This window comes from Parasediminibacterium paludis (assembly GCF_042651445.1).
In the GTDB taxonomy this organism is placed as follows: domain Bacteria; phylum Bacteroidota; class Bacteroidia; order Chitinophagales; family Chitinophagaceae; genus Parasediminibacterium; species Parasediminibacterium paludis.
Genome location: NZ_JBHSDC010000027.1, coordinates 184,488 through 211,332, shown reverse-complemented (window position 1 = coordinate 211,332; position 26,845 = coordinate 184,488). Strand labels below are relative to the sequence as shown.

Below are 26,845 nucleotides of genomic sequence, written 5' to 3'. Positions count from 1 at the left end.
AACATTTGTGGGCTGCAAATCTAACAGTTATGCCCTTAACTTTACCGCCATTTATGAAGCATTTACATCAACAGTTTCGCAACTTGATTTTAACGGTAGTAGATTTCTTTTACCCATTGTTTAAAAAAGTCATGCCGTTGCAAACCTTTCGTTATGCGGCTTGTGGCGGTTTCAACACGTTGTTAGATATTATATTGTTCTTTACTGCCTATACTTATTTATTTCATGGGCAGTCTTTACATCCGTTGCCAAGTTTATTTCCGAATTTAATAGTTAGTGCACACATCGCAGCCTTTATTATTAGTTTTTCCATCACCTTTCCCGTAGGTTTTTATTTTAGTAGATATGTGGTGTTTCAAGAAACAAGCGGTAACAAGGTGGCGCAGCTAGGCAAGTATATTTTTGTGGTGTTTATTTGCTTAATGTTGAATTATGGCTTCTTGAAAATTTTTATAGAAGTATTTAAATGGCATGCATTACTATCAAAACTGCTAACTACGTTATTAGTAGTAAGCTTTAGTTATATCTCTCAAAAGCATTTTACGTTTAAAACGGTGGTGGAAGATTAATCGGTGATTGAAGGGATTTGAATGATTAGAATGATTTGCAATAAAAAAGCGATGGTTTTGCCATCGCTTTTTTATTGCAAAATTTTTGTATTAGGTTATTTAACTCTAAAACTCACTTTATTGTCACCCCATAATAAAGTAACGGTGCCGTTTGTAGCAGCTTCAATTTTAAATTGTTCTGTAAAACTACCTTTACCGCCTTTCACTGTTACACGTAAAGCGTCATCCGCCTCTTTGTAATTAAAAGCGCCCCATTGTTTGGCTGTTTTGTTAAAAATAATTGTCCAATTGTCACCATTTACCAATGTAAATAAGCTGTATTTGCCAGCAGGCAATGCTTTGCCTTCTACCGTAACATCTTTGCTTAGTTCTATGGTTGTGGCTTCGTTTGCGCCTGTACGCCATACTTTGCCAGCCATTGGCTCTAAGTTGGTACCAATAGTTCTACCTTTTACTGATGGTGCACTGTAATTAATTTTTATAGTTGCGCCACTAGCAATGGTAGCTTCTGTGCTCATCGGTGGGCTTGCTGGTTTTGGCTTGTCTTGCGCCATTACTGCTGAACTTGCAAATAGACTTACAAATAATAGAGATGCGATTACTTTTTTCATGTGTTTGTTTAATTTTTAGAATGACGAATATATTGTGGCTTTTGTTCGATTAAGCAGTAATTATTGATGTGCGGTAACGATTAATTTAGAGTTACAAAGTCTGGTCTTTTTACATATTGACTATTATATTTAAAACGTAGGTCGGTAGTAAAGGTAACATTTAAAGGGTTCATATTAATGGTAGTACGTGGATAATAAAATGCTTTTAATTCCATCGTTCCAAAAATCAAGTTTTCATTACGGCTTCTGACGCCAGCACCAAAAGAGCCGTAAATATCGCCTTTGTTAAAATTAAGCCCAATGGGTTTCAAGTACGATAAATTGGTAAATACAAATGGCGCAAAGCTAAAGCCAGATAACTTTAATGTATTATAAAAAACAGAAGTGCAACCAATGCTTAAACGCGTATCGGAGAGTGTAGCAGAGTCGCTATTAAACTCTTCTATCCCAAACATGCTGTTTAACCGGATTGGCTCATCCAATGTACGTCGGTATTGTTGCGAAATGCTCGCATTAATAAAATGTCTTGTAAACCATCTGCTGTTAGCTATTTTGCGTAGCTTGGTAAAACTTTCTACACTTAAAACCATGCCCACGTCTTGCAATTCATTTTTGTTTAAATAACTACCCATACGAAATGTGTAGTTAAAATAATTTTTTGTACTGGTAAAATAATTGCGTTGTAAATCAAGACCCAAATATGGTCTAGAAACATCACTTCTATCTGCCCAACCGGCTATTAATGAGTAGTTGAATCCTTCAGGAACGTCCTCATTTCTACCAAATCCATATATAAAATTGGTACGATAATATTCTTGTTTAAAAATAGTATAGGCTGCAAGTACACTGTTCAAATTGGCATATTGATAAACGTATCTATCATGATACAAACTTGGTGTTTCAAAAAATTTACGTGCGGTGGCTCTTATTGCTAAAAATTGTTTGGTTTTACGTATAGTACCTTCGTCAAAAGCCAATTTGCCAGAAATATTATAGCCCACCCAAGCATCAATCTGTCTGTATTTGTAGTTGAAATCGCTGTTAAATAAAGAGTCGCTCACATATCTGTTTACAGTGGTATGTATGGCATTTTCTACTGAGCCCGTCCACAAAGAATAAGGACTTACCAAGGGCAAATCAAATCTTGTATAAAAAACAGTTTCTTCCCTGCGGCCACTATTAAAAGTAGGCGTAATATCACTATAGCCAATGGTAAAATCAACAAACGTACCTTTTATATTGCGTTTGGTATATTCTAATCCTACGCCATATTTTTTATTTCTATCTAAATCATAATACTGCCTCGCAATAATACGTTGGGCTTGGCCCATAAAATTGTCTTCTTTAATTTCTAAGTAAGCATTGCGTGGCGAACCACTACCTGTACCACTTACCGAAAATACATCTTTATAAACCACAATAATATCTACTGCATCATTATCGCCTACCGATGGTTGCACGAGTATTCTAGCATCTTGGATATAACTCAGGTCGCGTAGAAAACGCTCATTATCGGCTACTAAATTGGGAAATAATCGATCACCTTCTTTAAAAAACAGATTGTTACGAATTATTTTTTCTCTTGTTACAACGTGTAAATCATCTGCTAATCTTAAAAACAATGATTTGCGCAGCTTACTTGTATCATTCACCGAACCACCGAAAGTAATATTCGTAATTTTTATATGATTGATTTTTTTGTCTTTAAACAAAAGAAAAGGGGAAACGTTGTTGATGGTAGCTCCAATAGTATCGTTTGGTGGATCGATAGATACCAAGCGCCCAATTTTACCAAGCAAACCCCTCTTTTTTGCCAAAAAAAAGGTATCAGCAGTAGCGTTCTTTTTTGGTTGTGCCATGCCAATTGTTACCACCATTGTAGCCCAAAAGCAAGCAATGCAAGCACGGAACAGAACTATATGAAACTGGCTAAACATTTGTAATGGTAGAAATTAATAACAAGCATGTAAATATAAGTTATGAACGCATTGATTAGTAGCTAGATTGTGTTAAGATTTGCTAGTGGATAAAAAGCTACCAATTTGTAATTTTCCTGCAATCGAAACGTCTTTACCCACAAATGTTGATTTAAAATAGCAACAACAAAGTATCAAACAATATTTTTGTAATTCTTTAAAAGAAGATATTATGGCAACAAATGAGGCAATAGAAAAAGTACACGTATTAATTATTGGCAGCGGCCCCGCGGGATATACCGCAGCCATTTATGCTGCTCGTGCAAATATGAAACCTGTGTTGTACCAAGGTATTCAGCCTGGCGGACAATTAACGATTACTACAGAAGTAGAAAATTACCCTGGCTATCCTGAAGGCATTCAAGGCCCAGAAATGATGATTCACTTTGAAAAACAAGCCGCAAGAATGGGTGCAGATATCCGTTATGGTTTGGCTACTAAAGTAGATTTTAGCCAACAACCATACCGTGTAGAAATAGATGAAGAAAAATGGATTGAAGCAGATGCCGTTATTATTTCAACTGGTGCATCGGCAAAATGGCTAGGCTTGCCAAGTGAAGAGCGATTAAATGGTTTTGGTGTAAGTGCTTGTGCAGTGTGTGATGGCTTTTTCTTTAGAGGCAAAGAAGTGGCGATTGTAGGCGCAGGCGATACAGCGGCAGAGGAAGCCATGTATTTATCAAAACTTTGCACCACTGTACACATGATTGTTAGGAGCGCACAAATGCGTGCTAGTAAAATTATGCAAGATAGAGTTTTGGCTACGCCAAATATTAAAATTTATTGGAGTAGTGAAACAGATGAGGTATTGGGCGAGCACAAAGTGGAGGGCGTACGCATTAAAAACCGTTTAGATGGTACGACACAAGAAATACCTATTAGTGGCTTTTTTGTAGCAATAGGCCACAAACCAAACAGCGATATTTTTAAAGGCTTTATTGATATGGATGAAACAGGTTATATTAATACCATCCCTGGCACATCAAAAACAAACCTTGAAGGTGTCTTTGCAGCTGGCGATGTGCAAGATAAAAATTATCGCCAAGCGGTTACGGCAGCGGGTAGTGGTTGTATGGCTGCTCTAGATGCGGAAAGATATTTAAGTGCTAAAGGCTTGGTTTAATATTGAAAATAATATTTTATTAAAAACATCCGAGTTAATAGCTCGGATGTTTTTGTTTGTAAACTATTTATATACAAATGACTAAGTGCGTGTATATGGTTACTTACTTTTTGTAAAGCTATACGTATGCCTTAACAGCCAAGTACTTGACCCTTTAAACAATACTTCTTTTTTAATAACGAAAGTGGTGGCTGTGATACTAAAAGTTCGTCTGATGGTTGCGGGTTTGTTGTCATTGCCATCTGCGCCATCTTTTTCGCTAATAATTTCAACAGTGTCATTGCTTGTTTTCTTAAATGATACAATGGTAAAATCATCCAACATTTGCCCATTTGGGCTGATAATCATCGAATCTTTTTGATTTGCATGTGGTTCTGTACTATAACCAACCGAACGAAAGTAAATATTTGGATTATTTTTACTTTGCTCAAAATTAGTATTCGCAGGCATGGTATATGGTTTACCGCTGGTATAATCTAAATACGTGAGCGTACCTACCCAATTGCCTTCCAATATTTTTAAATCTGATGGTTGGATGGCTTGCCCTTGCGAATATAAATGTGTTTGAAAAATACATAAATTGAAGATGACAATGATAAATACTTTCATAAATTTTAATTTAAATGTTGGATGATTATTTAACACATTTGGTAATGCAATTTGTACCATTAAAACAATACAACCGCCTCAAATGATAATTTGAGACAAACTAAGCTAGCATTATTTCATTTTACTTATATAATGAATGTATAAAAAATGTGTAATAATTTAATCTTTTTAAAAAAGTGTAATATCTTTCATTCTATTGATTGCTATCCACACTTTTAACAGATGTTTACAAAACTTTACAGCCACTTAAAATAGAAACTTTTATTTTCGGCTTATGAAATACCTTTTGCTATTAATGGCTTGTTTTTGCATAGCCACCACATTTGCGCAAAATACGTTTATAGATGCCCAACGCAGTAACTCAAAAGTTGCGAATGCACTAAAATCTAAGGAGGATACGCTAAAAAAGCAATTTGAAAAAGCCAACTTGCAATGGCCAGCAAAACATGTGTATATACGCAGTTTTAAATATGACAGTCAGCTAGAAGTTTGGATAAGCAATAATAGTAAAGAGCCTTACAAATTGTTTAAAACCTATAAAGTTTGTGCTCTAAGCGGCGCTATGGGGCCCAAGCGCATAGAAGGTGACTACCAAGTGCCAGAAGGTTTTTATTGCGTCAATGAATTTAAACCCACGAGTAGCTATCACCTTGCACTAGGTGTTAATTATCCGAATGCATCAGATTTGCTATTAAGCGATAGCTTAAAACCAGGTGGAGATATTTATATCCATGGTAGCTGCATTACTGTTGGCTGTATTCCCATTCAAAATGAACCCATAGAAGAATTGTACGTTATTACTGCAATGGCAAAAAATATAGGCGAAGATTTTATTCCAGTACATATTTTTCCTGCAAGATTTAATGTAGCCAAAAGTGCTGATTATCTTGCAAAAGCAAGCAAAGACGACAAAGATTACCAACTGTTTATCAAGCAGTTAAAAGAGGTTTACGATTATTTCGAATTACATAAGAAATTGCCACTGATTGCAGTCAACAAAAAAGGGGAATATGTGGCATTATAAAAGTTTACCTATATAAAGCTTGTACAGTTTGCGGCGTTTTTTGCAGTAACACAATTTCTTTGCCTTTTGTTAATTGTTCTAAAATTGCTTCGTTGTAATGGCGAATCGTTAATAAGGTTAAATTTTTAGCTACTTGGATATCAAAAAGGGTAGAAGCCGCCAATGCCAATTGTTCGATCTTTTCTTTTCTATCGTCAAGGCAAATTTGTAAGCTTATGGCTTCAGTTTGAAGCAAGTTAGCCTTGATTTTTAGTTGACTAAATATTTTATATAGTTCAATCATAGGCTGTTCGCCAACAAATGAGAAGTCTTGACTATGCAGTTCTATAAGGGCTTGCTCAGATTTAACAACAATAATTGGTGGTAAATGCTTGACAGTTTTTTGACGAATAGTAGTACCCTGTAAATTAGCATCTAAAAAACATTTTACATATAATGCTATGCCTTTGTTTTGCAGCGGTTTAATGGTTTTTGGATGAATGACCTGTGCACCGTAATAAGCCATTTCAATTACTTCTTCAAAGCTTAATTCAGGAATTAATTCAGCATCTGGAAATTGTTTAGGATCCGCATTCATTACGCCTGCAACATCTTTCCAAATGGTTAAGCTATTAGTATTCAGTAAGTTAGCAAAAATAGCTGCTGTAAAATCACTTCCTTCTCTACCAAGTGTCGTGCTTTCATTATCATCTGTAGCGCCAATAAAGCCTTGGGTTAAAAAGATATTGTTATGAACAAAATCAAGGCTTTCAACGGCTTGTTTAGTTCTTTCCCAATCTACGGTTGCATCTCTAAAATTATTATCTGTGCGTATAATATCTCTTACATCCAACCAAGTATTGGCAACACCAATTTCATTTAAATAACAACTTACGATGCAGGTGCTCAATAATTCACCAATACATACAATTTGATCGTAATAATAATCAAACTCTCGAACGGGCTTGTCATGTAAAAGCCATTCTATTTCAGTAAAAAAGTCGCTCAACAGTGTGTAACAAGGATTGTAATGTGTAACCAATAGATATTTAGCAGTTGTTAAATGCTGTTGTTTAATCACTTCAAATAAGCGCAATGCATTGTCAGTATCGCCGCTAAAAAACACTTCCGCAACTTTTTCTAATGCATTTGTCGTTTTACCCATAGCGGAGATAATTACCATAAGTGGCTCATTATCAGTTCTATTTTGCAAAATATACCCTAAGTTTTTTATACGGTCTACACTATTTACGCTAGCACCCCCAAATTTATACACCTGCATTTGTCAATATTTATTCCTGCAAATATGCTAATTAGTACGTTAAATTTGAGCGTGAAGAAAATTATTTTTAAAACTTTCAGTAATTATTGAAAGTTTTATATAATTTTGGAAGGTCAATTTTTGTGATACTTAAAATCAAAGACACATGAAAGTAATTATTGTAGGGGCAGGTTTCGCGGGTTTACAGCTTGCTAGAAGATTAAATAATAAAGAAGGGATAGAAGTCTTATTACTCGATAAAAATAATTATCACCAATTTCAGCCTTTGTTTTACCAAGTAGCAACAGCAGGTTTAGACGCCAGCAATATTTCATTTCCTTTACGTAAAGTGTTTCAAAATAGCAAAAATGTGTCTATTAGGCTGGCCGAATTACAAACGGTAAATGCAAAAGACAATACCATAACAACAGATATTGGCATTTTATATTACGATATGCTGGTGTTAGCAACAGGAGCGGATACCAACTTTTTTGGTAATGACCATTTGAGAAAATTAGCTTTTCCGATGAAAAGCACGGTGGAAGCGCTGCAATTAAAGCAAAAACTGATTCAAAATTTCGAAGATGCCCTCGAAATAAAAGATGCGGCAGCTTTAGAGCAGCAATTGAGCATTGTAGTAGTTGGTGGCGGTGCTACAGGTGTAGAAATAAGTGGTGCCATTGCAGAAATGCGTAATAGTATTTTGCCTAAAGATTATCCCGATTTAGATTTTAGTAAAATGCATATTTATTTGCTTGAACATTCTCCAGAATTGCTTGGACCAATGAGCGAGAAAAGTCAGGCAGAAGCTAAGCAATATTTACAAGCACTAGGCGTGATTGTGCAAAATGGTTCAGCGCTAGATAAGTATGACGGGGATACTGTTACATTAAGAGACGGAAGCACGATTGCCTGTAAAACGGTTATCTGGTCAGCTGGAATAAGAGGTAATATACCTCAAGGAATTGATAATGAATTAATTGTTCGTGGAAATAGAATTAAAGTTGATCGTACCAACCGTATGCAAGGCTTCGATAATATCTATGTTTTAGGTGATGTGGCATATATGGAAACCCCAAAATATCCAAAAGGTCATCCACAAGTAGCCAACGTGGCTATTAATCAGGCAAAGAATTTAGCCCATAATATTGAACGTATAGTTACTGGCAATAGTCATTTCTTAAATGAATTTGAATACGATGATAAAGGCAGTATGGCAACTGTGGGTAGGCATTTAGCGGTAGTAGATATCCCTAATCCTAAAATACATTTCAGTGGATTTTTTGCTTGGTTAGTTTGGATGAGTTTGCATTTGATGTTGATTCTTGGCGTAAAAAATCGTTTACAGATATTTATTAATTGGGTGTACAAGTATTTTACTAGAGACCAAAGTTTAAGACTGTTATACAAAGGTTTGTTTAGAGACGAAAAGTCTGAGTAGTGATTGGATTTGCATATCCATACGAACCAACACAATAACTTTATAAGGATTGATTTAATTACTGGAGATTGGATATCAAGTTGTTGTGTTGTTTTTGGCAATATTTTATCCTATAATTTATATTATGTTAAATAGACTTGAATCTCAACAGACTTAACCTCTACCGACTCTTCCCGCCCAACATTGGCACAAATGAAAAGTTTTCAAAAGCTTCTTCTAGTAAGTTGCCGTCTGCTTGTTTGGTAATGCGCAACATGCGTTGAAATCCAAGCGCCGTATCGTCTAATGGTATGACCATATTGCCACCAACTTTTAATTGCGCCACTAATTTTGGCGGTATAAATGGTGCAGCGGCTGTAATAATAATTTTATCAAATGGCGCAAATGTTGGTAAGCCTTCAAAGCCATCACCATAAAAAAACTTAATATTGAGATATTTGCTTTTAAAGAAATAATGCTTCTGATTATCGTACAGTTTTTTTTGCCTTTCGATGGTAAAAACTCTTGCACCCATTTCAGCCAAAACTGTTGATTGATAAACACTTCCAGTGCCTATCTCTAATATTTTCTCGTTGCGTTTTACTTCTAATAATTGGGTTTGGTAAGCTACTGTATACGGCTGCGAAATAGTTTGGTCTGCATCAATAGGAAATGCTCTATCCTCGTAAGCAATTTTATCGAAGGCACTATCTAAAAAATAATGCCTTGGTATGGTATTAATAGCATTTAAAACCGCCTCATCAGTAATACCTTTTGTTTTTAATAAGTCTACAAGCTGCTTGCGCATCCCCTTATGTTGGTAAGTATCTATATAATTCCTCTTGTTGGTCATAAGCTGTAGCGAAGGTAAATGCTTTGAAAAATAGAAAATGGGCTATTAATTGATTGTGAACAGAAAAATTTATCCATTAAATTACCCACAACGTTGAAAAAATTCAAATAACCCAAAGCCTTCGTTCAATTTCTGTTAACAATACCTTTATTTTTGCAGCCGCAAATCATTAAAACTTAATCATGCATTTATCTTCTTTGTTAGACCGTTTCGCAGAACCAGAAACGCTGAAAATGGCCAAATTGGGCCGTGAATTAAGAGCGCAGGGCATTGATGTGATAGACCTTAGCCTTGGTGAACCAGACTTTGATACGCCTCAGCACATTAAAGATGCCGCTATTAAAGCAATTAACGACAATTTTAGCCACTACACACCTGTATCTGGTTATTTGGATTTAAGAGAAGCCGTTTGTACAAAGCTTAAGCGGGATAATAACCTTGATTACAAGCCTGAAAATATTGTTACTTCAACTGGTGCTAAGCAAAGTTTAGCAAACGCTATTTTAGCTTTAGTTGATGAAAATGATGAAGTTGTAATTCCTACGCCTTATTGGGTTACTTATAGCGAGTTAGTTAAAATTGCTCGTGGTAAAGTGGTAGAAATTCATTGCGGTTTAGAAACTGGTTTTAAAGTAACACCTGCCCAATTAGAAGCAGCTATTACACCAAAAACCAAAGTATTTATGTTCTCTTCACCTTGCAACCCTTCTGGTGCTGTTTACAGCAAAGCAGAATTGGCTGCATTGGCAGAAGTATTTAGAAAATATCCACAAATTATTATTTTATCTGATGAGATTTATGAATATATCAACTTTGGTGGGCAGCACGAAAGCATTGCACAATTCGACGATTTAAAAGATCGTATTGTTTTAATCAATGGTTTAAGTAAAGGCTTCGCAATGACGGGTTGGAGACTTGGATACATTGCTGCAAATACAACCATTGCTAAAGCTTGTGAAAAATTACAAGGGCAATTTACAAGCGGTACTTGTTCTATTACGCAAAAAGCTGGTGTGGTTGCTTTAACAACCGATTTAAAGCCAAGTTTTGAGATGACTGCAGAATTTACGCGTAGAAGAGCAAAAACGCTAGAATTGGTTAAAACGATTTCTGGCTTTAAATGCTTTGAACCCGAAGGCGCATTTTACATTTTCCCAGATGTGAGTGCCTATTATGGCAAATCGTACAACGGTGAAGTAATAAAAAATGCAGCTGATTTCAGTATGTTCTTATTAAATACTGCTCACGTGTCTAGCGTTATGGGTGATGCTTTCGGCGAACCAAATTGTGTACGTTTTAGCTTCGCAAATAGCATGACAAACATTGAAAAAGCTTGGGCAAGAATTGCAGATGCTTTGGCTAAATTGAACTAATTCAAAACGTTTTCATTCATAAAAAATCCGTTTTAACATTTAGTTAAAACGGATTTTTCTTTTATGCCTCTACCCTTTTTAGTTGGCAGTAATTTCTGCAATAAAGTTATTCTTGCTTACTTTAGCTTTATTGATTAAGGCTAATACACGTTCTTTCACGTCGTCTTGTAAGCCTTCCACTTCCGTTTCAAAAACCTGCTTTAGCTCATCTAGTTCATCTACTGCCTGTCCTCTTAGCTTTTGTAGTTTCTTCTTTAAATCTTCTGCACTATCGGCAATATTTTGTCTTGTTTCTTTACCTGAAGCTGGTGCAGTTAATACACCAATTACAGCGCCAGCTACTAAACCTGCCGTAGCAGCAACAATTATTTTTTGTAAGCTCATGATACTATGTTTTTAAGTTAAACAATAGCTATCATATGCCAATAACCCTGCCAACAATGCTTTACCACATTAAGATTAACAATTACCACCAATAAAAATCCCCCGAACAAGTTCGAGGGATTTTAATAATACATTGCTGTAAAAAACTATTTCACTGAAGCAACCAAAGCTTTAAAACTTTCTGGGTTGTTCATCGCTAAATCAGCTAGTACTTTACGGTTAAGGTCGATACCTTTAACGCTTAGTTTATTGATAAATTGGCTATAAGTCATACCTTCTTCTCTTACACCTGCATTAATACGTGCAATCCATAATTGACGGTATTCTCTTTTCTTTAATTTTCTACCAACATAGCTGTAAGTTAAACCTTTTTCAACGATGTTTTTGGCTACGGTATATACGTTTTTACGTTTACCATAATAACCTTTGGCTTGTTCAAGAATTCTTTTTCTTCTTGCCCTTGATGCTACTGCATTTACTGAACGTGGCATATTTAATAAGTTTATTGTTAGATGAACTAACAGATTTTTAAAATGATTTTTTTGCTTTTGAAACTTGTTCCTTGAAACTTGTTTCTTGGATGCTTATTTTAAAGCTAATAAACGCATAACAAAATCTTTGTTAGCTGGTCCAACCATACCTTTGGCACGTAAAGCACGTTTGCGTTTAGTAGATTTTTTAGTTAAGATGTGGCGTTTGAAAGCCTTTTGAAAAGTGATTTCGCCTGTGCCCGTTACTTTAAAACGTTTCTTAGCACTTGAGTTTGTTTTTACTTTTGGCATAAAATAATCTTTGTTAAGATTACACCCTACTGGCGTCTCGAACGGACGAGCACTTGTTGAGCCTTTTGGGAAATGGGCTGCAAAAGTAAGGTCATTTATCCAAATTAGAAAATGAAATTAACTCAAGGCAAAACTTTATCTACAGCTTTAAGATTTCCACACTATTAATTCGCTAAAACAACGAAAGCCCCACGAGTGTGAGGCTTTTTATAAATTAAGTAGGGCTTATTCAGCTTCTTTCTTCTTTTTTGCTGTTTTTGGGGTTAACATCAAAAACATTCTTTTACCTTCTAGTTTTGGTAAACTTTCTGGTTGGCCACTCTCTGCTAAACGCTCTGCGAATTTTAATAATACCAACTCTCCACGCTCTTTGAACATAATCGCACGACCTTTAAACTGTACGTACGCTTTTACCTTATTTCCTTCTTTTAAGAACTTCTCGGCATGCTTGGCTTTAAAGTCAAAGTCATGATCATCGGTACCAGGCGTAAAGCGAACTTCTTTCACCTCGCTTTGCTTAGCATTGGCTTTCATATCTTTTTCCTTACGCTTTTTTTCGTAGAGGAATTTTTTATAGTCAATCGCTTTACAAACGGGCGGGTCTGCATTTGGCGAAATTTCTACTAAATCTAATTCAAGTTGCTGTGCAATCTTTAGCGCTTCTTGTATTGGGTAAATACCAACCGTTACGTTTTCGCCTACTAAACGCACTTGAAGTGCTCTGATTCGTTCGTTAATACGATGTTCAGGTTCCGGTTGTCTGTTAAATCGTGGGTTAAATCTGCCTGCCCCACCGCCTTTAAATGGTAATGCCATTAAAACTTATTTGGTTATATATTTTTGTTAAAGAAAAATTTTAGCAAGCGTTATGAAAAATGCGCCTGATGCAAACATCGTAGCAATAATCCAAACGATTAGTTTATTAATTTCGGATTTTATTTCACTTTTAGTTTCTGCTGCAATCGTTTTTACCTCTTGTCGCAACATATCAATTTTAAAATCTACTTTTTCTAACGAACTCATTGAAGCAAAATTTTGTTTTTCTGAGTCAAATTTTTGTTCAATTAATTTTTCAACTTCTTCTACAAACACTTTAGCCTTAGCATCATCGATGTTGAGTTGCTGCCTAAAGAAGTCGTAAAATTTTATATGCTGTGACGCAGTCATACTGTAAAAATAATATTATTCTGCACTTCTGCGCTCTAAAATTTCTTCGGTAATATTTTTTACAAATTCTTCTACAGCTTGTGAGCCTGCATCGCCTTTACCTTGACGACGAATTGACAAGCGATTTTCGGCCACTTCTTTCTCGCCTAGTACCAACATGTATGGCACACGGCTTAATTCTGCTTCGCGAATTTTCTTACCAATTTTTTCTTGTCTTTCATCTATTTCTACCCTAACACCAGCTTGCTTCAATTGTTGCATAACCGTTTCTGCGTAAGGCATAAATTTATCGCTTATTGGTAAAATTTTCACTTGCAATGGCGACAACCATACAGGGAATTTTCCTGCATAATGCTCCAAAAGAAATCCAATAAAACGCTCATGTGTACCTAATGGTGCACGATGAATAATTAAAGGAATATCAGTTGTATTATCTTTTGTTGTGTATTCAAGTTTGAATTTGCGACCAGAGTTAAAATCTACTTGGTTGGTAGCCAAAGTAAATTCTCTACCAATGATGCTCCAAATTTGAACGTCAATTTTAGGGCCATAAAAGGCTGCTTCGTCTTGCACCTCAATAAATGGTGTACCAGTTTCTATCAATACTTTACGCACCATGTCTTCGGTTTCTTTCCAAAGTTCTGGTTCGTTTACATATTTCTGACCTAGTTTTTCTGGATTGTGCAAGCTCAAACGCATTACATATTTATCTACCCCAAATATTTTGAAGTATTTTAAATACATGTCGTTAACAGCTTTAAACTCTTGGAAAAACTGCTCTTTATTGCAATAAATGTGGGCATCGTTCATGTGTAAGCAACGCACACGCATCAAGCCAAATAATTCACCACTTTGCTCGTAACGGTAGCAAGTACCATATTCAGCAATACGGTATGGCAAGTCACGATAGCTTTTAGGCTCAGCACCAAAAATTTTGTGATGGTGCGGACAGTTCATCGCTTTTAAATAGTATTTTTCACCATCCATTTCCATTGGCGGAAACATGCTATCGGCGTAATATGGTAAGTGACCACTGGTATGGTACAAACTTTCTTTTGCTATATGTGGTGTAACTACTCGTTTGTAACCGGCTGCACCTTCAGTTTCTTTAGCTAATTTTTCTAGTTCTTCGATGATAATAGTACCATTAGGCATCCATAGAGGCAAGCCTTGACCAATTTCATCGTCCATTGTGTAAATGCCAAGCTCTTTGCCCAATTTTCTATGGTCACGTTTTTTAGCTTCTTCTAATAGTAATAAATACTCATCTAATTCTTTCTGACTTGGAAAAGTAATACCATATACACGTGTTAATTGTTTGTTTTTTTCATCGCCTTTCCAATAAGCACCTGCAATACTCATTAATTTAATGGCTTTGATAAAACCTGTATTTGGGATATGTGGCCCACGACACAAATCAGTGAAATCGCCTTGTGTATAAAAGGTAATTTCACCATCGGTCAGGTTTTGTAACAAATCTAATTTGTATTCATCGCCTTTGGCTTCAAAATATTGTAACGCTTCTGGTTTAGAAATTTCTTTACGAATAAATAGGTTGTTCTTTTTTGCCAATTCATTCATCTTCTTTTCTAAAATCACCAAATCTTCGTCAGATAGTTTTCTATCACCTAAATCCATATCGTAATAGAAACCTTTTTCCAAAGCTGGACCTACCCAAAATTTTACGCCAGGAAACATAGATTCTACCGCTTCAGCCATTAAATGTGCAGACGAATGCCAAAATGTATTTTTACCATCATTATCATCCCAGGTTACTAATTTCAATGATGCGTCAGACGTTATCGGTCTTGTTGCATCCCATACTTGTCCATTTACATTGGCAGCCAAAACTTTTCTGGCAAGCCCTTCACTAATTGATTTTGCTACATCTAGTGCACTTACGCCTTGTTCATACTGTCTTACTGCACCATCTGGGAAACTAATGTTAATCATATATTATCGCCGCTTAAAATTGTTTAAGGCTTGCAAATGTAACAAATGCATTGCTTACAAAAGAAGAAGGTTTTGTACTGTTAATTTGCCAGTTGGTAATATTCTTTTTGTTTCAGAACAAGAAGGCTACTAATTTTAAATCTTAATCATTTTATTAGCATTTATGAAATTTGTAAAAGCATCTGTAATTGCACTCTTTGTCTTAATAGGCAACGCAAAAATGAGTATAGCACAAAACGCTACACCTCCCGCTTCAAAGTACGATCAGCACAAAGTTTTCAACCCATTATTTTACACCACCAATGGTAATGAATACCGCACCGCTGGTGGTGAACCTGGGGTTAAATATTGGCAAAACCGTGCTGACTATAAATTGGCTGTAACATTGGATACTGCCGAACATAAGGTATCTGGTAATGTAGAAATTACTTATACCAATAATAGCCCAGATAAACTACCATTTATATGGTTACAACTCGATCAAAATATTTATCGTGAAGATTCTAGAGCTGAAGCAACCAGTGTGGTTACAGGTGGCAGATTTACCAATAAAGCTTTCACCAAAGGTGATGAGATAAAATCAGTAACGGTTATACAAAATGGTAAAGCAGAAAAAGCCAATTTTATTATTAACGATACAAGACTACAAATTCGCTTAAAAGATACGCTTAAAGCCAATGGCGCTAAGCTGTCTATAAAAATAGACTATGCGTTTACAGTGCCAGAATATGGTACAGACCGTTTGGGTAGATTAAATACTAAAAATGGCTGGATTTACGAGGTAGCCCAATGGTATCCACGCATGGAAGTTTACGATGATGTACTTGGCTGGAACAGCATTCCCTATCTTGGTAGTTCTGAGTTTTATTTAGAATATGGTGATTTTGAATATAGTATTACCGCCCCAGCAAATCTTGTGGTTGTAGGTTCTGGCGAATTAACCAATCCTACTGAAGCGCTTACTGCATCTACGATTGCCAAACTTGCTAAAGCGGCTGCAAGCCCAAGCACGGTTACTATTAGAGATTCATCTGACATTAATAGTAAATCATTTTACCCCAATAAAGCCAATTTAACTTGGAAATTTAAATGCATTAATGCAAGAGATGTGGCTTGGGCTGCTTCTCGTTCGTTTATTTGGGATGCTGCAAAAATTGAGTTGAAAAGTGGCAGAAAATGCTTGGCGCAATCTGTTTATCCAATAGAAAGTAGTGGTAAAGATGCTTGGAACAGAGCAACCGAATATGTAAAACACAGTATTGAATTAAGTTCAAGATGGTATGAATTTACTTACCCAGTAGCTACAAATGTGGCTGGCATTGTAGGTGGCATGGAATATCCTGGCATTGTATTTTGTGGTAGCAATGCAACAAAAGGTGGTTTATGGGGCGTGGTAAATCATGAGTTTGGACACAATTGGTTTCCTATGATTGTAGGTAGCAACGAACGTAAATATGCATGGATGGATGAAGGTTTTAACACATTTATTAATGATTTTGATACCGATGATTTTAATAAAGGTGAATATGCCGAAACACAGAACGTGCAACGTATAGCAAAAGCGATGTTTAACCCCAATGCTGATGCGATTATGAATACACCAGATGTTATTCAAAATAATTATTTAGGTTTTGCTGCTTACCAAAAACCTGCCTTGGGTTTACATATTTTACGTGATCAAATTTTGGGTGCTGATAGATTTGATTATGCTTTTAAAACTTATGTAAAACGTTGGGCATTTAAACACCCAACACCTTGGGATTTCTTCCGCACAATGGAAAACGTAGCTGGTGAAGATTTAAGTTGGTTTTTTAAAGAATGGTTTATGACCGATTGGAAACTAGACCAAAGTGTAAAAGAAGTAACGTATGTAGATGGTGATGTAACCAAGGGCGCTTTGATTACTATTGAAAATTTAGAAGAAATGGCTTTACCTGTGGTGATAGCTATTAAAGAAGCCAATGGCAAAACGGATACAGTAAAATTGCCAGCAGAAATTTGGGAGCGTGGTAGCAAATGGACTTTTAAATATAAATCAACATCTAAGTTGGTGAATGTAACAATTGACCCAAAAGCGCAGTTCCCAGATATTAATACGAGCAATAACACTTGGACAGGTATTGCTGCAAAAGCAGTACCAGCAGGCGTTACAGCCAATTCAGTCATTGATAATTATATCAAAGCCATTGGCGGAGCTGATAAAATAAAAGCCGTAAAAGATGTATATATTACTTCGATAGGTACAGTACAAGGCATAGAAGTAATTTCTACTTTGAAATTAAAAACGCCTAATAAAATGTTCCAAGAAATAAGTGTGCCAACTATGAACATGGTACCGCTAAAAATAATAATTGCTGGTGACAGTGTTAGTATGCAACAAAATGGTCAAGTTACACCTTTGCCGGCAGCTGCAAAAGCAAGTTTATTAGCCAATGCACAAATTTGTCCAGAAATAAATTATGGTACGGCCACTTTATCGCTAGCGCCAAACTTAGAAGCAGTAGGCGATGCACAAGCTTATGTGATAACCATTATGCAAGAAAGTGGCATTAAAATAACTTCTTATTATGATGAAATTACTGGCTTAAAAATTAAAGAAGTTACCAATGCAGGTTCATCAGAATTAAGCAATTATCAAGCTGTAAATGGTATTAAAATTCCATTTACAAGAAAAGCCGAGATGGGTGGCCAATTAATTGATTTTAAAGTAAAAGACGCTAAAATTGATAGCGGCTTAAAAGACGAGGACTTCAAATAAATATAAATTTGTATGTAATTAAAAGCGCCACATTTTGTGGCGTTTTTAATTACTGATACTACATTTTAAGGTTGTAATGTAACTTTTTCATTCTTATTTCGTAGAATAAAGGGTATCAATTAGTTATTCACCGATTTTGTAAAATTTTAGCTTTTTGGCATCAAAATTATTCCCCAATTTACATGCAGATTTTAAATTCATCAGCTATGAAAGTTTTCTCATTAAAAAAGGTAAGTGTAGTTTTTAGCTTAGTAGTATTACTAATATTAACCAACCACGTTTCAGCACAACGCTATTGGGGGCGTTCGGGTTATTATCATCCTTCGCCAAGAGTATATGCGTATGCGCCAACTCCGATATTTCGTCCGTCAGTTCAAATAAGTTTAGGCTTAGGTAGCCCTTATTATGCAAGACCTTATGTGCCTTATTACAGGCCATATATACCATATGGACCAAGTATTGGCTTTAGAGTAAGCGTATTGCCTTATGGCTATTGGCCTTTTTATTTTGGCAGTGATTATTATTATTACTATGATAATACGTTTTATCGCCGTTACGACGATAGAAACTATGAAGTTGTTGCCCCACCAATTGGCGCTAAGCTACCGCAACTACCTAAAAATGCAAAGGCTGTAACAATTGATGGTATTAGATATTATGAGCTTGGCGGTACTTACTATCAAGAAACCCGCAATGAAAAAAACCAAGTATTATATGAAGTGGTTGGTGTAAATGGTGAACTGAAAACCAATCAATTGCAAAACAATAGTAATAGCGGCAATAATATTAATAACGGCAATTTCAACAATCAAAATCAGCCTCAACAAAACAGACCAATTCAAGAAGGTGATTTTGTTGACAATTTACCCGGACAATGTAGAACCATAACCGTCAATGGGCAAACATTGTATGTATCGCCTGATAATATTTACTACCAACAAATCAATGAAAGCAATAGAACTTATTATAAAGTTGTAGGGAAATAAATATATGTAAATAAACTAAAAAGCCACTTGGAACGCTCCAAGTGGCTTTTTTTATGTGGTATATATTTTTTAATGTTGATGATTGTTTGGTACAAACGTACCACTGTCAAGCACTTTACCACGTTCTGTTTTAAGCATCCGAGAAGGGTAACGATTAATGACAATAAAATCATGCGTAGCCATAATGATGGTAGTGCCATAATCTTCGCCAATTTGGAACAGTAACTGCATAATTTCATCGCTTGTTTCTGGATCTAAATTACCTGTAGGTTCATCGGCTAAAATAAGTTTAGGTGAATTTAATAAGGCTCTAGCAATATCTACACGTTGTTGCTCACCACCACTCATTTCAAAAGGCATTTTAAAACCTTTACTTTTCAAGCCTACTTTATTCAGTACATCATTAATTTTTTCTTCCATCAAGCGTTCATCCTTCCAGCCAGTAGCTTTTAGCACGAATTTTAGGTTATCGTGTACGTTTCTATCTGTTAATAATTGAAAATCTTGAAACACCACACCTAAATTTCTACGTAAAAAAGGTACTTTTTTCCAGTCCATTTTTCGTAAGTCAAAACCCACTACTGATGCTTCGCCATCAGTTAATGAAAGATCACCGTACAATGTTTTAAGCAAGCTACTTTTACCAGTACCAGTTTTGCCTACCAAGTACACAAACTCACCTTTTTCAATGGTAAAGTTTACATCTTGCAATACTAGGTTAGAGCCTTGATATATATTAACGTTTTTAAGAGATATTACAGTTTCAGCCATGATTGTTCTATTGAATTATTCTTTTAACGAAACTACAAGATAAGAATTGTTTAGAATGCCTACAATCTTGTTAATATTTAATCTCGCCAAAGCTACCTTTTAACATCAATTCTTTTTCTTCTGCAGCTTCTACCCTGCCAACAATTTGCGCTTCTATACCAAAGCTTGCTGCAATGGCAATCATCGCTTCGGCAGCTTTGGGGTTTGTAAAAATTTCTAAGCGATGTCCCATATTAAATACCTGATACATTTCTCTATCATCTGCTCCAGAGTTTTCTTGAATGAGTTTAAAAATGGGTGGCACTTGAAATAAATTATCTTTTACTATTCGCAAAGGTTTTGGCAAATATTTCATACACTTTGTTTGCCCACCACCGCTACAATGTATAATACCCGTAATATCATTAAAATGCTTATCTAGCAAGGCTTTTAGCAAAGGTGCATAGGTTCTTGTTGGCGACAATAATAATTTGCCAATAGTGAATTGTGAATTGTCAATAGTAAATGTATCTTCTACTTTATTTTTACCAATGTATACAACTTCGCTATTCAATTTTGGCTCAAAGGTTTCAGGATATTTTTCAGCATAATATTTACTCAACACATCGTGCCTAGCACTTGTAAGGCCATTGCTGCCAAGACCACTATTATAGTCAGTTTCGTACACAGCTTTACCACTACTTGCAAAGCCTACAATTACATTTCCAGCATCAATTTTATCGTTGGTTACCAATTTATTTTTAGGCCATCTTGCTGTCATCGTGCCGTTTACAGCTATAGTTCTCACCACATCACCTACATCGGCAGTTTCGCCACCTAAATAGTGAATATTTACGCCAAAATCTTTTAACTGGTTAAAAAACTCCTGCGTACCATTGATTACTGCTTCTAACACTTCACCAGGAATGACCGATTTATTTCTGTCAATAGTAGATGAAAACAACAAATTATCTACCACACCTACACATAATAAATCGTCCAAATTCATTGCTACCGCATCCTGCGCAATACCTTTCCATACGCTTATATCGCCAGTTTCTTTCCAATACAAATACGCCAAAATACTTTTCGTGCCAGCACCATCAGCATGACTAATATTCACATAATGATCATCACCACCAAGATAATCTGGATACATTTTACAAAATGCATGGGCATATAAGCCAGCATCCAATTTTTTAATGGCAGCGTGTACTTCTTCTTTTTGCGCCGAAACACCACGTTGAGAGTATAAAGACATAAGACATTTATGATTTATGAAGTAAGATTGATAGGTCTTAAAAGTTGCGAAAGTAAGTAATGCAATCGAACCATTAACGAGTTAGTATACAGATAGCATATTCTTATTGCTAAGTCCTAAATTTGCAACAGTTTATGATGCAAGTACACAGAGATTTAGCCCGGTTACCCGAATTTAGAAATGCCGTTATCACCATCGGTACTTTTGATGGTGTTCATAAAGGTCATCAGCAAATTATAAATCAGTTAAAAGCCACAGCAGCGGCGATTGGTGGCGAAACGGTTATCATCACGTTTCATCCACATCCGCGAAAAATAGTAGGTAATTACGGCGGTAATGTTGCTTTACTCAACACACTTGATGAAAAAATTATGCTACTCAACGAAGCGGGCATACATCATTTAGTGGTAGTGCCATTTACGGAAGTTTTTGCGAATCAATCTGCCGAAGCTTATTGTAAAGATTTTATCTATCAATATTTTAAACCAAGTAAAATCATTATTGGCTACGACCATCGTTTTGGTAAAAATCGTTCGGGTGATTATCATTTACTTGAAAAAATGAGCGAAATTTTAGGTTTTGAGGTCATAGAAATTAATGCGCAAATATTAAATGAAATTACCGTTAGCAGTACCAAAGTTCGTCAAGCATTACTAGAACATGATATAACTACCGCCAACCAACTTTTGGGGTATCCTTATTTTTTTGAAGGTGCAGTGGTAAAAGGCAATCAATTGGGTAGAACCATTGGTTATCCCACGGCTAATATAGCCATTGCTACAGAAGAAAAATTGATTCCTGCAAATGGTGTGTATGCTGTAATAGTGTCAATAGTCAATAGCCAACAGTCAACAGCTAACAGTCATAAAGGCATGATGAATATTGGCATTAGACCTACCATTGACGGTGGAGCAAGAGTAATTGAGGTAAATATTTTTGATTTTAACGAAGACATTTACGACCAAACTATTCAAGTGCATATTCAGGCGTATATCCGCGGGGAAGTAAAATTTAATGGCTTAGATGCCTTAAAAAATCAGTTGAAAGAGGATGCAGTTCAAGCGAAGGAATTATTGGCTTAATATGCAATAATTGTTTAAATTTGAATTGATACGAAAATACTTATGGCCTTAGTGTATGCTGATATTGAACTAATAAATGCGGAGGATATTACGCTAGCAAAACGTAATATAATTGGTGTTGAAGACATCAAAAGTATGCACGTAAATATGCTGGTAGATACGGGTGCATTTATGATGGCTATTAATGAGAGCATTCAAGCGCAACTACAATTACCATTTAAGCAAAACGTAAAGCACAATTAGCGGATGGTTCAGTTGCGGAATATGATGTTGTAGGACCCATTGAAGTGAAATTTAAAAATAGACAAGCAACATGCAATGCTTTTGTTTTAAAGGTGATGCAGAACCACTTTTAGGTGCCATACCAATGGAAGAAATGGATGTTTTAGTCCATCCTACGCGGCAAGAATTATTGGTAAATCCAGCGCATCCTTACTACGCAGTTCTAAAAATGAAATAAAATAACAGCCCGCAAAAATTAAAGATTGCGGGCTGTTTCTTTAAAAGAAAGTTATAATATTTTACACCTTAAACTCAGTCCATTTCTCTGTAGATTTTGCCGAAGCAACTACAGAGTCTATAAATGCCATACCTCTTACACCTTCTGCAATAGTAGGAAAATCGAGCATTTCCTTTGTAGGCGTTTCGCCATTACGTTTTGCATTAAGTGTAAGTGAGAAATTTCTATAAATATTGGCAAAAGCCTCTAAATAGCCTTCTGGATGACCCGCTGGCACACGTGTGTTATGTGCCGCAAAACTACCTACATAGCCACTACCTGTTCTATATATTTCTGTTGGTTTATCTAACCATTTTACTAGTAAAGTATTGCTATCTACCTGACACCAATCTACGCCCCCTTTCTCACCATAAACACGCAGTCTAATGGCATTTTCTTCACCCGCAGCAACCTGACTCGCTATTAAAACACCAGTTGCACCATTGTTGAATTTTAATAACACATTACCATCATCATCTAAATGTCTGCCCTCTACAAATGTTTGTAAATCAGCACACAAATGTGTGATGTGCAAGCCCGAAACATATTCTGCCAAATGAGCTGCATGTGTACCTATGTCTCCCATACAACCAGCAATGCCACTGCGTTTTGGGTCAGTGCGCCAAGCTGCTTGCTTGCTTCCACTACTTTCTACAAAGTTGCTCAGCCAACCCTGCGGATATTCTATATATATTTTTCTTATTTTACCAAAAGCGCCCTCAGCAATCATTTGCTTGGCTTGTTTAAGCATTGGGTAGCCAGAATAGGTATGCGTTACAGCTAGTAATAAGCCGGTTTCTGCTACTTTTTTTTGCAAAGCAACTGCTTGTTCATAATCAAAACTTAAAGGCTTGTCTATTACTACATGAAAGCCATGTGCTAAAGCCATCATTGCTGGTTCAAAGTGCAAATGATTAGGTGTTACAATTGACACAAAATCCATACGTACATCTGCTGGCAATTGGCTTTCTTTGGTAATCATATCTGCGTAGCTAGTATAAATTCTATCATCCGCTAAAAACAAATCTTTACCAGATAATTTTGCGTTTTCTTCATTGCTACTCAAGGCGCCACAAGTCAATTCTATCAAACCATCAATATTGGCCGCAATGCGATGTACTGCACCAATAAACGCGTTGCGACCACCACCTATCATTCCCATTCGTAATTTTCTTTTCATATATAGAAGCGTTTTATATTAACTGTTTGTATTTAAATGCTAATCATTTGATATTTCATTATTGAGTGTTTGCCTTACTCACCCACGCTATTGCGCCTTGTAAGTGTTGCAAAAACAAAGGCTCTTTATAGCTAGCATCTGTATGACCAAGTGCCGTTTGTAAAACCCGACCTTTTTTCACTGTTTGATACCAAGCGATTGGATGTTTACCCATCGTACCGCCAGTATAACTTGTTTCATCAAGTTCAATTAATACATGCAAATTAGTAGGAATGCTATCTCTGAAATTATACAATTCATCAAAACGTACCCATTCTTTTGGTAACATGTTAGTGGCAGGATGCACGCTATCTTTTACTAAAAACCGTGCTTGTTGTTGTTTCGGGTGACTTTTAAATTTTGCCCCAAGCGCTGCATTGTACCAAGGCCAATCATATTCAGTATCAGTGCCTGTATGGATCGTAAGTAAGCCGCCACCTCTTTCTACAAATTTTTGGATGGCCGCTTGTTCTTTATCGCTAAAAATATCGCCTGTTGTCATCACAAAAATAATCGCATTATATTGCTTCAAAGCTTTGTAATCACTAAATTGTAATGAATCTTCTGTAAAGCTAATGCTCCAATTTTGTTGCTGTGCCATTAACGTTAAGGCCGCTTTTGCAGCAGGTATTGCAGCGTGCCTATAACCATTGGTTTTTGAAATGGCCAATAGTTTGATTGTTTGCGCATTCAATTGGCAAAAAGCCAAACTAACCAATACTAAAAAAAAAGCTAATTTTTTCATAATCAAGCAATTAAATCGATAATAAAACAAATTTAACTGAAACAAAGGGCAACAGTATTTAAGCAATAAATTCACAGTAAATGGTAGCGGTTGTTGTTAATAAATCAAATCTTCGTAAGCAGCTTGTAACTCGCTGTAGGCATGGTTATCATTGGCAGCTTTTGCCGCTGCCATACCCATTTCATAATATTCAATAGCTTTCTCTGTTTGTTCTAATTTTTCTAATAATTTCGCTAAATGATAATAAGAACCTACATAATCTGGGCTGTCTTTTAAAATTTCTTCAAATAAAATTCTGGCTTTTAAATCATCGCCTAATTTGATGTATTCTAGTGCCAATGCGTGTCTTAGAAAATTATCTTTGGGATTCGCTTTTAAAAACTCCAATATTTTTTCAATTCTGTCCATAAAAAATTTCTTAATTAATATTTTAACCTAAACATTTGCACAACAAAACAAGCCTATATTTGTAAATTAGTTGCATAAACAACCATTTAGTTTTGTCATATGAAGATAGTAATATCGCCATCATCATGCGGCAAATAAAATAAAAAAATCTGCACATGAAAATTTTAGTCTGCATTAGTAAAACACCTGATACGACTTCAAAAATAGCCTTCAAAGATGGCAATACCAAGTTTGAAGACGCAGGTGTACAATGGATTATCAATCCGTATGATGAGTGGTATGCTTTGGTAAGAGCTATCGAATTAAAAGAAAAAGACCCCGCTACTGTTTTGCATCTTATTACCGTTGGTGGTACTGATTGCGAGCCTATTATTCGAAAAGCGTTGGCACTTGGTGGTGATGAAGCTATTAGGGTGAATGCTGATAGTACTGATAGTTATTTTATCGCTGCACAAATTGCAGAAGTTGCGAAACAAGGTGGTTACGACCTCATTTTCACAGGTAAAGAAACGATAGATTATAATAGTTCATCAATTGGTGGCATTGTTGCCGAATTAGTAGACGCACCATATATATCATTGGCAACAAAATTTGAAATTGCAGGTAATACTGTAACCGTAACTCGAGAAATTGAAGGCGGCGAAGAAACCAACGAAGCTGAATTGCCAGTGGTTGTAAGCTGCGCAAAAGGCGTTGCTGAACAACGTATACCAAATATGCGTGGTATTATGGCAGCCCGTACCAAACCTTTAAAAGTGGTAGAACCAGCAGCCATAGACGCTTTAACGAGTGTGGTTAGTTATGAATTACCTCCTGCAAAAGCTGGTGTTAAATTAGTATCCGCAGACAATGTGGCTGAATTAGTAAGATTATTACACGAAGAAGCTAAAGCTATTTAAGCTTCGCTTTTAGTAATAATTTTTATGTAACAGGCTGTTGTTTTTCAACTAAACATCGTTGCGTCGTACACTTGTACGTTTAGTCCTTTAATCACCTTTTTCAACTAACAATTTCAAATTCAACAATATGTCAGTCTTAATATTTGTAGATCATGCAGACGGTCAAGTTAAAAAGTCTTCTTTCGAAGCTTTAACTTTTGGAGCAAAAATAGCTGCACAAATTGGCACCACTGCAGAAGCATTATTACTTGGTACAGTAACCGACGATTTATCAACCTTGGGTAAATACGGTGTCACAAAAGTGCACCAAGTAGCCAACGAAACATTAAACCACCTTGATGCACAGTTATATAGCAAAGTCATAGCTGAGGCAGTTACTACTAGCGGTGCAACGGTATTGGTATTTAGCCATAACCAAACTGGTAAAGCAGTAGCAGCAAGGGTTTCGGCTCGTTTAAAAGCTGGTGTGGTAACTGGTGCTTGCGCTTTGCCAGATACAAGCAGTGGCAATTTTATTGTCAAGAAAACGGTGTTTAGCGGTAAAGCTTTTGCCAATGTAAATATTAACTCACCAATGAAAGTTATTTCATTAAACCCAAATAGTTTTACAACTATTGCAGGTGAGGGTGTTGCAGATGTGGTAGCACTTAATGTTGCTGTAGATGCTTCTAAAGTGCGTGTGGCAGCAGTTACTAAAATTGTTGGTGAAATTCCATTAACAGAAGCTGATATTGTAGTGAGTGGTGGTAGAGGTTTAAAAGGCCCTGAAAATTGGGGTATGATAGAAGACCTTGCCAAAACCTTGCATGCAGCTACTGCTTGTAGCCGCCCCGTTGCTGATGCGCATTGGCGCCCTCACCATGAACACGTGGGTCAAACAGGTTTTCAAATTGCACCAAACTTATACTTTGCCATTGGTATTTCAGGCGCTATACAGCATTTGGCTGGTGTAAATAGAAGTAAGGTAATTGTTGTTATAAATAAAGATCCAGAAGCGCCATTTTTTAAAGCAGCCGACTACGGCATAGTAGGCGATGCTTTTGACGTTGTACCGAAATTGAATGAGGAAATTAAAAAGCTACACGCTAGCACTTAAGTATTTTTTGTAGTAATACGTTTAAAATACCATTTACAGCCCTGTAAATGGCATTTTT

The 26,845-nt window shown here is 36.1% G+C and carries 28 protein-coding genes; 12 read left to right on the top strand and 16 right to left on the bottom strand.

Annotation, left to right across the window (positions count from 1 at the left end):
* Positions 1 to 29 precede the first annotated feature (29 nt).
* On the top strand, positions 30 to 569 hold the full coding sequence (locus ACFOW1_RS13510) for a GtrA family protein (RefSeq protein WP_379014958.1): 540 nt from the start codon (positions 30 to 32) through the stop codon (positions 567 to 569).
* A gap of 95 nt (positions 570 to 664) precedes the next feature.
* On the opposite strand, the gene ACFOW1_RS13505 is transcribed toward ACFOW1_RS13510, so the two are convergent.
* Positions 665 to 1,180, bottom strand: a complete 516-nt coding sequence (locus tag ACFOW1_RS13505) for a DUF2911 domain-containing protein (protein WP_379014957.1) — start codon at positions 1,178 to 1,180, stop codon at positions 665 to 667.
* Between the two features lie 80 nt (positions 1,181 to 1,260).
* A complete protein-coding gene (locus tag ACFOW1_RS13500; protein WP_379014955.1) occupies positions 1,261 to 3,039 on the bottom strand; it encodes a hypothetical protein in 1,779 nt (592 codons plus the stop codon).
* A gap of 289 nt (positions 3,040 to 3,328) precedes the next feature.
* Here ACFOW1_RS13500 and trxB point away from each other — a divergent pair, with 289 nt between their 5' ends.
* Positions 3,329 to 4,279, top strand: coding sequence for a thioredoxin-disulfide reductase (gene trxB / locus ACFOW1_RS13495; RefSeq protein WP_379014954.1), 951 nt, complete (start codon positions 3,329 to 3,331; stop codon positions 4,277 to 4,279).
* A gap of 99 nt (positions 4,280 to 4,378) precedes the next feature.
* On the opposite strand, the gene ACFOW1_RS13490 is transcribed toward trxB, so the two are convergent.
* Positions 4,379 to 4,888: a hypothetical protein gene (locus ACFOW1_RS13490; RefSeq protein ID WP_379014952.1), complete on the bottom strand. Its 510-nt coding sequence runs from the start codon at positions 4,886 to 4,888 to the stop codon at positions 4,379 to 4,381.
* A gap of 274 nt (positions 4,889 to 5,162) precedes the next feature.
* Here ACFOW1_RS13490 and ACFOW1_RS13485 point away from each other — a divergent pair, with 274 nt between their 5' ends.
* Positions 5,163 to 5,912: a L,D-transpeptidase family protein gene (locus ACFOW1_RS13485; protein WP_379014950.1), complete on the top strand. Its 750-nt coding sequence runs from the start codon at positions 5,163 to 5,165 to the stop codon at positions 5,910 to 5,912.
* A 4-nt stretch (positions 5,913 to 5,916) separates the two neighbouring features.
* Here ACFOW1_RS13485 and ACFOW1_RS13480 read toward each other — a convergent pair whose 3' ends face one another.
* On the bottom strand, positions 5,917 to 7,173 hold the full coding sequence (locus ACFOW1_RS13480) for an aspartate kinase (protein ID WP_379014948.1): 1,257 nt from the start codon (positions 7,171 to 7,173) through the stop codon (positions 5,917 to 5,919).
* A gap of 145 nt (positions 7,174 to 7,318) precedes the next feature.
* Here ACFOW1_RS13480 and ACFOW1_RS13475 point away from each other — a divergent pair, with 145 nt between their 5' ends.
* Positions 7,319 to 8,593: an NAD(P)/FAD-dependent oxidoreductase gene (locus ACFOW1_RS13475; RefSeq protein ID WP_379014947.1), complete on the top strand. Its 1,275-nt coding sequence runs from the start codon at positions 7,319 to 7,321 to the stop codon at positions 8,591 to 8,593.
* A gap of 160 nt (positions 8,594 to 8,753) precedes the next feature.
* Here ACFOW1_RS13475 and ACFOW1_RS13470 read toward each other — a convergent pair whose 3' ends face one another.
* Positions 8,754 to 9,380, bottom strand: coding sequence for a protein-L-isoaspartate(D-aspartate) O-methyltransferase (locus tag ACFOW1_RS13470; RefSeq protein ID WP_379014945.1), 627 nt, complete (start codon positions 9,378 to 9,380; stop codon positions 8,754 to 8,756).
* Positions 9,381 to 9,607: 227 nt separating this feature from the next.
* On the opposite strand from ACFOW1_RS13470, the gene ACFOW1_RS13465 reads away from it, so the two are divergent.
* Positions 9,608 to 10,798, top strand: a complete 1,191-nt coding sequence (locus ACFOW1_RS13465) for a pyridoxal phosphate-dependent aminotransferase (protein ID WP_379014944.1) — start codon at positions 9,608 to 9,610, stop codon at positions 10,796 to 10,798.
* A 78-nt stretch (positions 10,799 to 10,876) separates the two neighbouring features.
* Here ACFOW1_RS13465 and ACFOW1_RS13460 read toward each other — a convergent pair whose 3' ends face one another.
* The 6 genes from ACFOW1_RS13460 to thrS all read right to left on the bottom strand — a co-directional run bounded on the left by ACFOW1_RS13460 (position 10,877) and on the right by thrS (position 15,084).
* Positions 10,877 to 11,182, bottom strand: a complete 306-nt coding sequence (locus tag ACFOW1_RS13460) for a YtxH domain-containing protein (RefSeq protein ID WP_379014942.1) — start codon at positions 11,180 to 11,182, stop codon at positions 10,877 to 10,879.
* 146 nt (positions 11,183 to 11,328) lie between these two features.
* Positions 11,329 to 11,673 (bottom strand): 50S ribosomal protein L20, encoded by a 345-nt coding sequence (rplT, locus tag ACFOW1_RS13455; protein WP_379014940.1) that lies wholly within the window; start codon positions 11,671 to 11,673, stop codon positions 11,329 to 11,331.
* A gap of 93 nt (positions 11,674 to 11,766) precedes the next feature.
* Positions 11,767 to 11,964 (bottom strand): 50S ribosomal protein L35, encoded by a 198-nt coding sequence (gene rpmI, locus ACFOW1_RS13450; RefSeq protein WP_379014939.1) that lies wholly within the window; start codon positions 11,962 to 11,964, stop codon positions 11,767 to 11,769.
* 225 nt (positions 11,965 to 12,189) lie between these two features.
* Complete coding sequence (infC, locus tag ACFOW1_RS13445; protein ID WP_379014938.1) at positions 12,190 to 12,780, bottom strand: translation initiation factor IF-3; 591 nt, start codon at positions 12,778 to 12,780, stop codon at positions 12,190 to 12,192.
* 27 nt (positions 12,781 to 12,807) lie between these two features.
* A complete protein-coding gene (locus tag ACFOW1_RS13440) occupies positions 12,808 to 13,131 on the bottom strand; it encodes a hypothetical protein (protein WP_379014936.1) in 324 nt (107 codons plus the stop codon).
* A gap of 15 nt (positions 13,132 to 13,146) precedes the next feature.
* Positions 13,147 to 15,084 (bottom strand): threonine--tRNA ligase, encoded by a 1,938-nt coding sequence (thrS, locus tag ACFOW1_RS13435; protein ID WP_379014935.1) that lies wholly within the window; start codon positions 15,082 to 15,084, stop codon positions 13,147 to 13,149.
* A 163-nt stretch (positions 15,085 to 15,247) separates the two neighbouring features.
* On the opposite strand from thrS, the gene ACFOW1_RS13430 reads away from it, so the two are divergent.
* Complete coding sequence (locus ACFOW1_RS13430; RefSeq protein ID WP_379014934.1) at positions 15,248 to 17,842, top strand: M1 family metallopeptidase; 2,595 nt, start codon at positions 15,248 to 15,250, stop codon at positions 17,840 to 17,842.
* A gap of 206 nt (positions 17,843 to 18,048) precedes the next feature.
* On the top strand, positions 18,049 to 18,828 hold the full coding sequence (locus tag ACFOW1_RS13425) for a DUF6515 family protein (protein WP_379014932.1): 780 nt from the start codon (positions 18,049 to 18,051) through the stop codon (positions 18,826 to 18,828).
* 69 nt (positions 18,829 to 18,897) lie between these two features.
* Here the strand turns inward: ACFOW1_RS13425 and ACFOW1_RS13420 are convergent, their stop codons facing one another.
* Together ACFOW1_RS13420 and ACFOW1_RS13415 are read right to left on the bottom strand one after the other, a co-directional pair.
* Entirely contained in the window at positions 18,898 to 19,599 is a 702-nt protein-coding gene (locus ACFOW1_RS13420; RefSeq protein WP_379014931.1) for a cell division ATP-binding protein FtsE, read from the bottom strand.
* Positions 19,600 to 19,669: 70 nt separating this feature from the next.
* Entirely contained in the window at positions 19,670 to 20,839 is a 1,170-nt protein-coding gene (locus ACFOW1_RS13415) for an AIR synthase related protein (protein WP_379014930.1), read from the bottom strand.
* A 134-nt stretch (positions 20,840 to 20,973) separates the two neighbouring features.
* Here ACFOW1_RS13415 and ACFOW1_RS13410 point away from each other — a divergent pair, with 134 nt between their 5' ends.
* The 3 genes from ACFOW1_RS13410 to ACFOW1_RS13400 all read left to right on the top strand — a co-directional run bounded on the left by ACFOW1_RS13410 (position 20,974) and on the right by ACFOW1_RS13400 (position 22,381).
* A complete protein-coding gene (locus tag ACFOW1_RS13410) occupies positions 20,974 to 21,921 on the top strand; it encodes a bifunctional riboflavin kinase/FAD synthetase (RefSeq protein ID WP_379014929.1) in 948 nt (315 codons plus the stop codon).
* A gap of 42 nt (positions 21,922 to 21,963) precedes the next feature.
* Positions 21,964 to 22,164 (top strand): hypothetical protein, encoded by a 201-nt coding sequence (locus ACFOW1_RS13405; protein WP_379014928.1) that lies wholly within the window; start codon positions 21,964 to 21,966, stop codon positions 22,162 to 22,164.
* Positions 22,165 to 22,234: 70 nt separating this feature from the next.
* The gene (locus ACFOW1_RS13400) at positions 22,235 to 22,381 is read left to right on the top strand and encodes a hypothetical protein (protein ID WP_379014926.1); all 147 of its coding nucleotides are present in this window, start codon (positions 22,235 to 22,237) and stop codon (positions 22,379 to 22,381) included.
* Between the two features lie 61 nt (positions 22,382 to 22,442).
* Here ACFOW1_RS13400 and ACFOW1_RS13395 read toward each other — a convergent pair whose 3' ends face one another.
* From ACFOW1_RS13395 to ACFOW1_RS13385, 3 genes are all read right to left on the bottom strand, one after another.
* Positions 22,443 to 23,600 carry a Gfo/Idh/MocA family protein gene (locus tag ACFOW1_RS13395; RefSeq protein ID WP_379014925.1) on the bottom strand — a complete coding sequence of 386 codons (1,158 nt, stop codon included), beginning with the start codon at positions 23,598 to 23,600 and terminating at the stop codon, positions 22,443 to 22,445.
* 58 nt (positions 23,601 to 23,658) lie between these two features.
* Complete coding sequence (locus tag ACFOW1_RS13390) at positions 23,659 to 24,384, bottom strand: ThuA domain-containing protein (protein WP_379014923.1); 726 nt, start codon at positions 24,382 to 24,384, stop codon at positions 23,659 to 23,661.
* Positions 24,385 to 24,480: 96 nt separating this feature from the next.
* Entirely contained in the window at positions 24,481 to 24,792 is a 312-nt protein-coding gene (locus tag ACFOW1_RS13385; protein WP_379014922.1) for a tetratricopeptide repeat protein, read from the bottom strand.
* Positions 24,793 to 24,947: 155 nt separating this feature from the next.
* Between ACFOW1_RS13385 and ACFOW1_RS13380 the strand changes: the two genes are divergently transcribed.
* Positions 24,948 to 25,691, top strand: a complete 744-nt coding sequence (locus ACFOW1_RS13380) for an electron transfer flavoprotein subunit beta/FixA family protein (RefSeq protein WP_379014920.1) — start codon at positions 24,948 to 24,950, stop codon at positions 25,689 to 25,691.
* A gap of 127 nt (positions 25,692 to 25,818) precedes the next feature.
* Positions 25,819 to 26,787: an electron transfer flavoprotein subunit alpha/FixB family protein gene (locus tag ACFOW1_RS13375; RefSeq protein WP_379014919.1), complete on the top strand. Its 969-nt coding sequence runs from the start codon at positions 25,819 to 25,821 to the stop codon at positions 26,785 to 26,787.
* Positions 26,788 to 26,845 lie beyond the last annotated feature (58 nt).

Bases quoted from the DNA above. Each gene is read 5' to 3' on its own strand.
- ACFOW1_RS13510 (WP_379014958.1), top strand. From the start codon at position 30: ATGCCCTTAACTTTACCGCCATTTATGAAGCATTTACATCAACAGTTT.
- ACFOW1_RS13470 (WP_379014945.1), bottom strand. From the start codon at position 9,380: ATGCGCAAGCAGCTTGTAGACTTATTAAAAACAAAAGGTATTACTGAT.
- ACFOW1_RS13475 (WP_379014947.1), top strand. From the start codon at position 7,319: ATGAAAGTAATTATTGTAGGGGCAGGTTTCGCGGGTTTACAGCTTGCT.
- ACFOW1_RS13430 (WP_379014934.1), top strand. From the start codon at position 15,248: ATGAAATTTGTAAAAGCATCTGTAATTGCACTCTTTGTCTTAATAGGC.
- ACFOW1_RS13375 (WP_379014919.1), top strand. From the start codon at position 25,819: ATGTCAGTCTTAATATTTGTAGATCATGCAGACGGTCAAGTTAAAAAG.
- ACFOW1_RS13505 (WP_379014957.1), bottom strand. From the start codon at position 1,180: ATGAAAAAAGTAATCGCATCTCTATTATTTGTAAGTCTATTTGCAAGT.
- rpmI (WP_379014939.1), bottom strand. From the start codon at position 11,964: ATGCCAAAAGTAAAAACAAACTCAAGTGCTAAGAAACGTTTTAAAGTA.
- trxB (WP_379014954.1), top strand. From the start codon at position 3,329: ATGGCAACAAATGAGGCAATAGAAAAAGTACACGTATTAATTATTGGC.
- ACFOW1_RS13460 (WP_379014942.1), bottom strand. From the start codon at position 11,182: ATGAGCTTACAAAAAATAATTGTTGCTGCTACGGCAGGTTTAGTAGCT.
- ACFOW1_RS13485 (WP_379014950.1), top strand. From the start codon at position 5,163: ATGAAATACCTTTTGCTATTAATGGCTTGTTTTTGCATAGCCACCACA.
- infC (WP_379014938.1), bottom strand. From the start codon at position 12,780: ATGGCATTACCATTTAAAGGCGGTGGGGCAGGCAGATTTAACCCACGA.
- ACFOW1_RS13480 (WP_379014948.1), bottom strand. From the start codon at position 7,173: ATGCAGGTGTATAAATTTGGGGGTGCTAGCGTAAATAGTGTAGACCGT.
- ACFOW1_RS13380 (WP_379014920.1), top strand. From the start codon at position 24,948: ATGAAAATTTTAGTCTGCATTAGTAAAACACCTGATACGACTTCAAAA.
- ACFOW1_RS13390 (WP_379014923.1), bottom strand. From the start codon at position 24,384: ATGAAAAAATTAGCTTTTTTTTTAGTATTGGTTAGTTTGGCTTTTTGC.
- rplT (WP_379014940.1), bottom strand. From the start codon at position 11,673: ATGCCACGTTCAGTAAATGCAGTAGCATCAAGGGCAAGAAGAAAAAGA.
- ACFOW1_RS13415 (WP_379014930.1), bottom strand. From the start codon at position 20,839: ATGTCTTTATACTCTCAACGTGGTGTTTCGGCGCAAAAAGAAGAAGTA.
- ACFOW1_RS13385 (WP_379014922.1), bottom strand. From the start codon at position 24,792: ATGGACAGAATTGAAAAAATATTGGAGTTTTTAAAAGCGAATCCCAAA.
- ACFOW1_RS13395 (WP_379014925.1), bottom strand. From the start codon at position 23,600: ATGAAAAGAAAATTACGAATGGGAATGATAGGTGGTGGTCGCAACGCG.
- ACFOW1_RS13405 (WP_379014928.1), top strand. From the start codon at position 21,964: ATGGCCTTAGTGTATGCTGATATTGAACTAATAAATGCGGAGGATATT.
- ACFOW1_RS13425 (WP_379014932.1), top strand. From the start codon at position 18,049: ATGAAAGTTTTCTCATTAAAAAAGGTAAGTGTAGTTTTTAGCTTAGTA.
- thrS (WP_379014935.1), bottom strand. From the start codon at position 15,084: ATGATTAACATTAGTTTCCCAGATGGTGCAGTAAGACAGTATGAACAA.
- ACFOW1_RS13465 (WP_379014944.1), top strand. From the start codon at position 9,608: ATGCATTTATCTTCTTTGTTAGACCGTTTCGCAGAACCAGAAACGCTG.
- ACFOW1_RS13490 (WP_379014952.1), bottom strand. From the start codon at position 4,888: ATGAAAGTATTTATCATTGTCATCTTCAATTTATGTATTTTTCAAACA.
- ACFOW1_RS13400 (WP_379014926.1), top strand. From the start codon at position 22,235: ATGCAATGCTTTTGTTTTAAAGGTGATGCAGAACCACTTTTAGGTGCC.
- ACFOW1_RS13410 (WP_379014929.1), top strand. From the start codon at position 20,974: ATGATGCAAGTACACAGAGATTTAGCCCGGTTACCCGAATTTAGAAAT.
- ACFOW1_RS13440 (WP_379014936.1), bottom strand. From the start codon at position 13,131: ATGACTGCGTCACAGCATATAAAATTTTACGACTTCTTTAGGCAGCAA.
- ACFOW1_RS13500 (WP_379014955.1), bottom strand. From the start codon at position 3,039: ATGGCACAACCAAAAAAGAACGCTACTGCTGATACCTTTTTTTTGGCA.
- ACFOW1_RS13420 (WP_379014931.1), bottom strand. From the start codon at position 19,599: ATGGCTGAAACTGTAATATCTCTTAAAAACGTTAATATATATCAAGGC.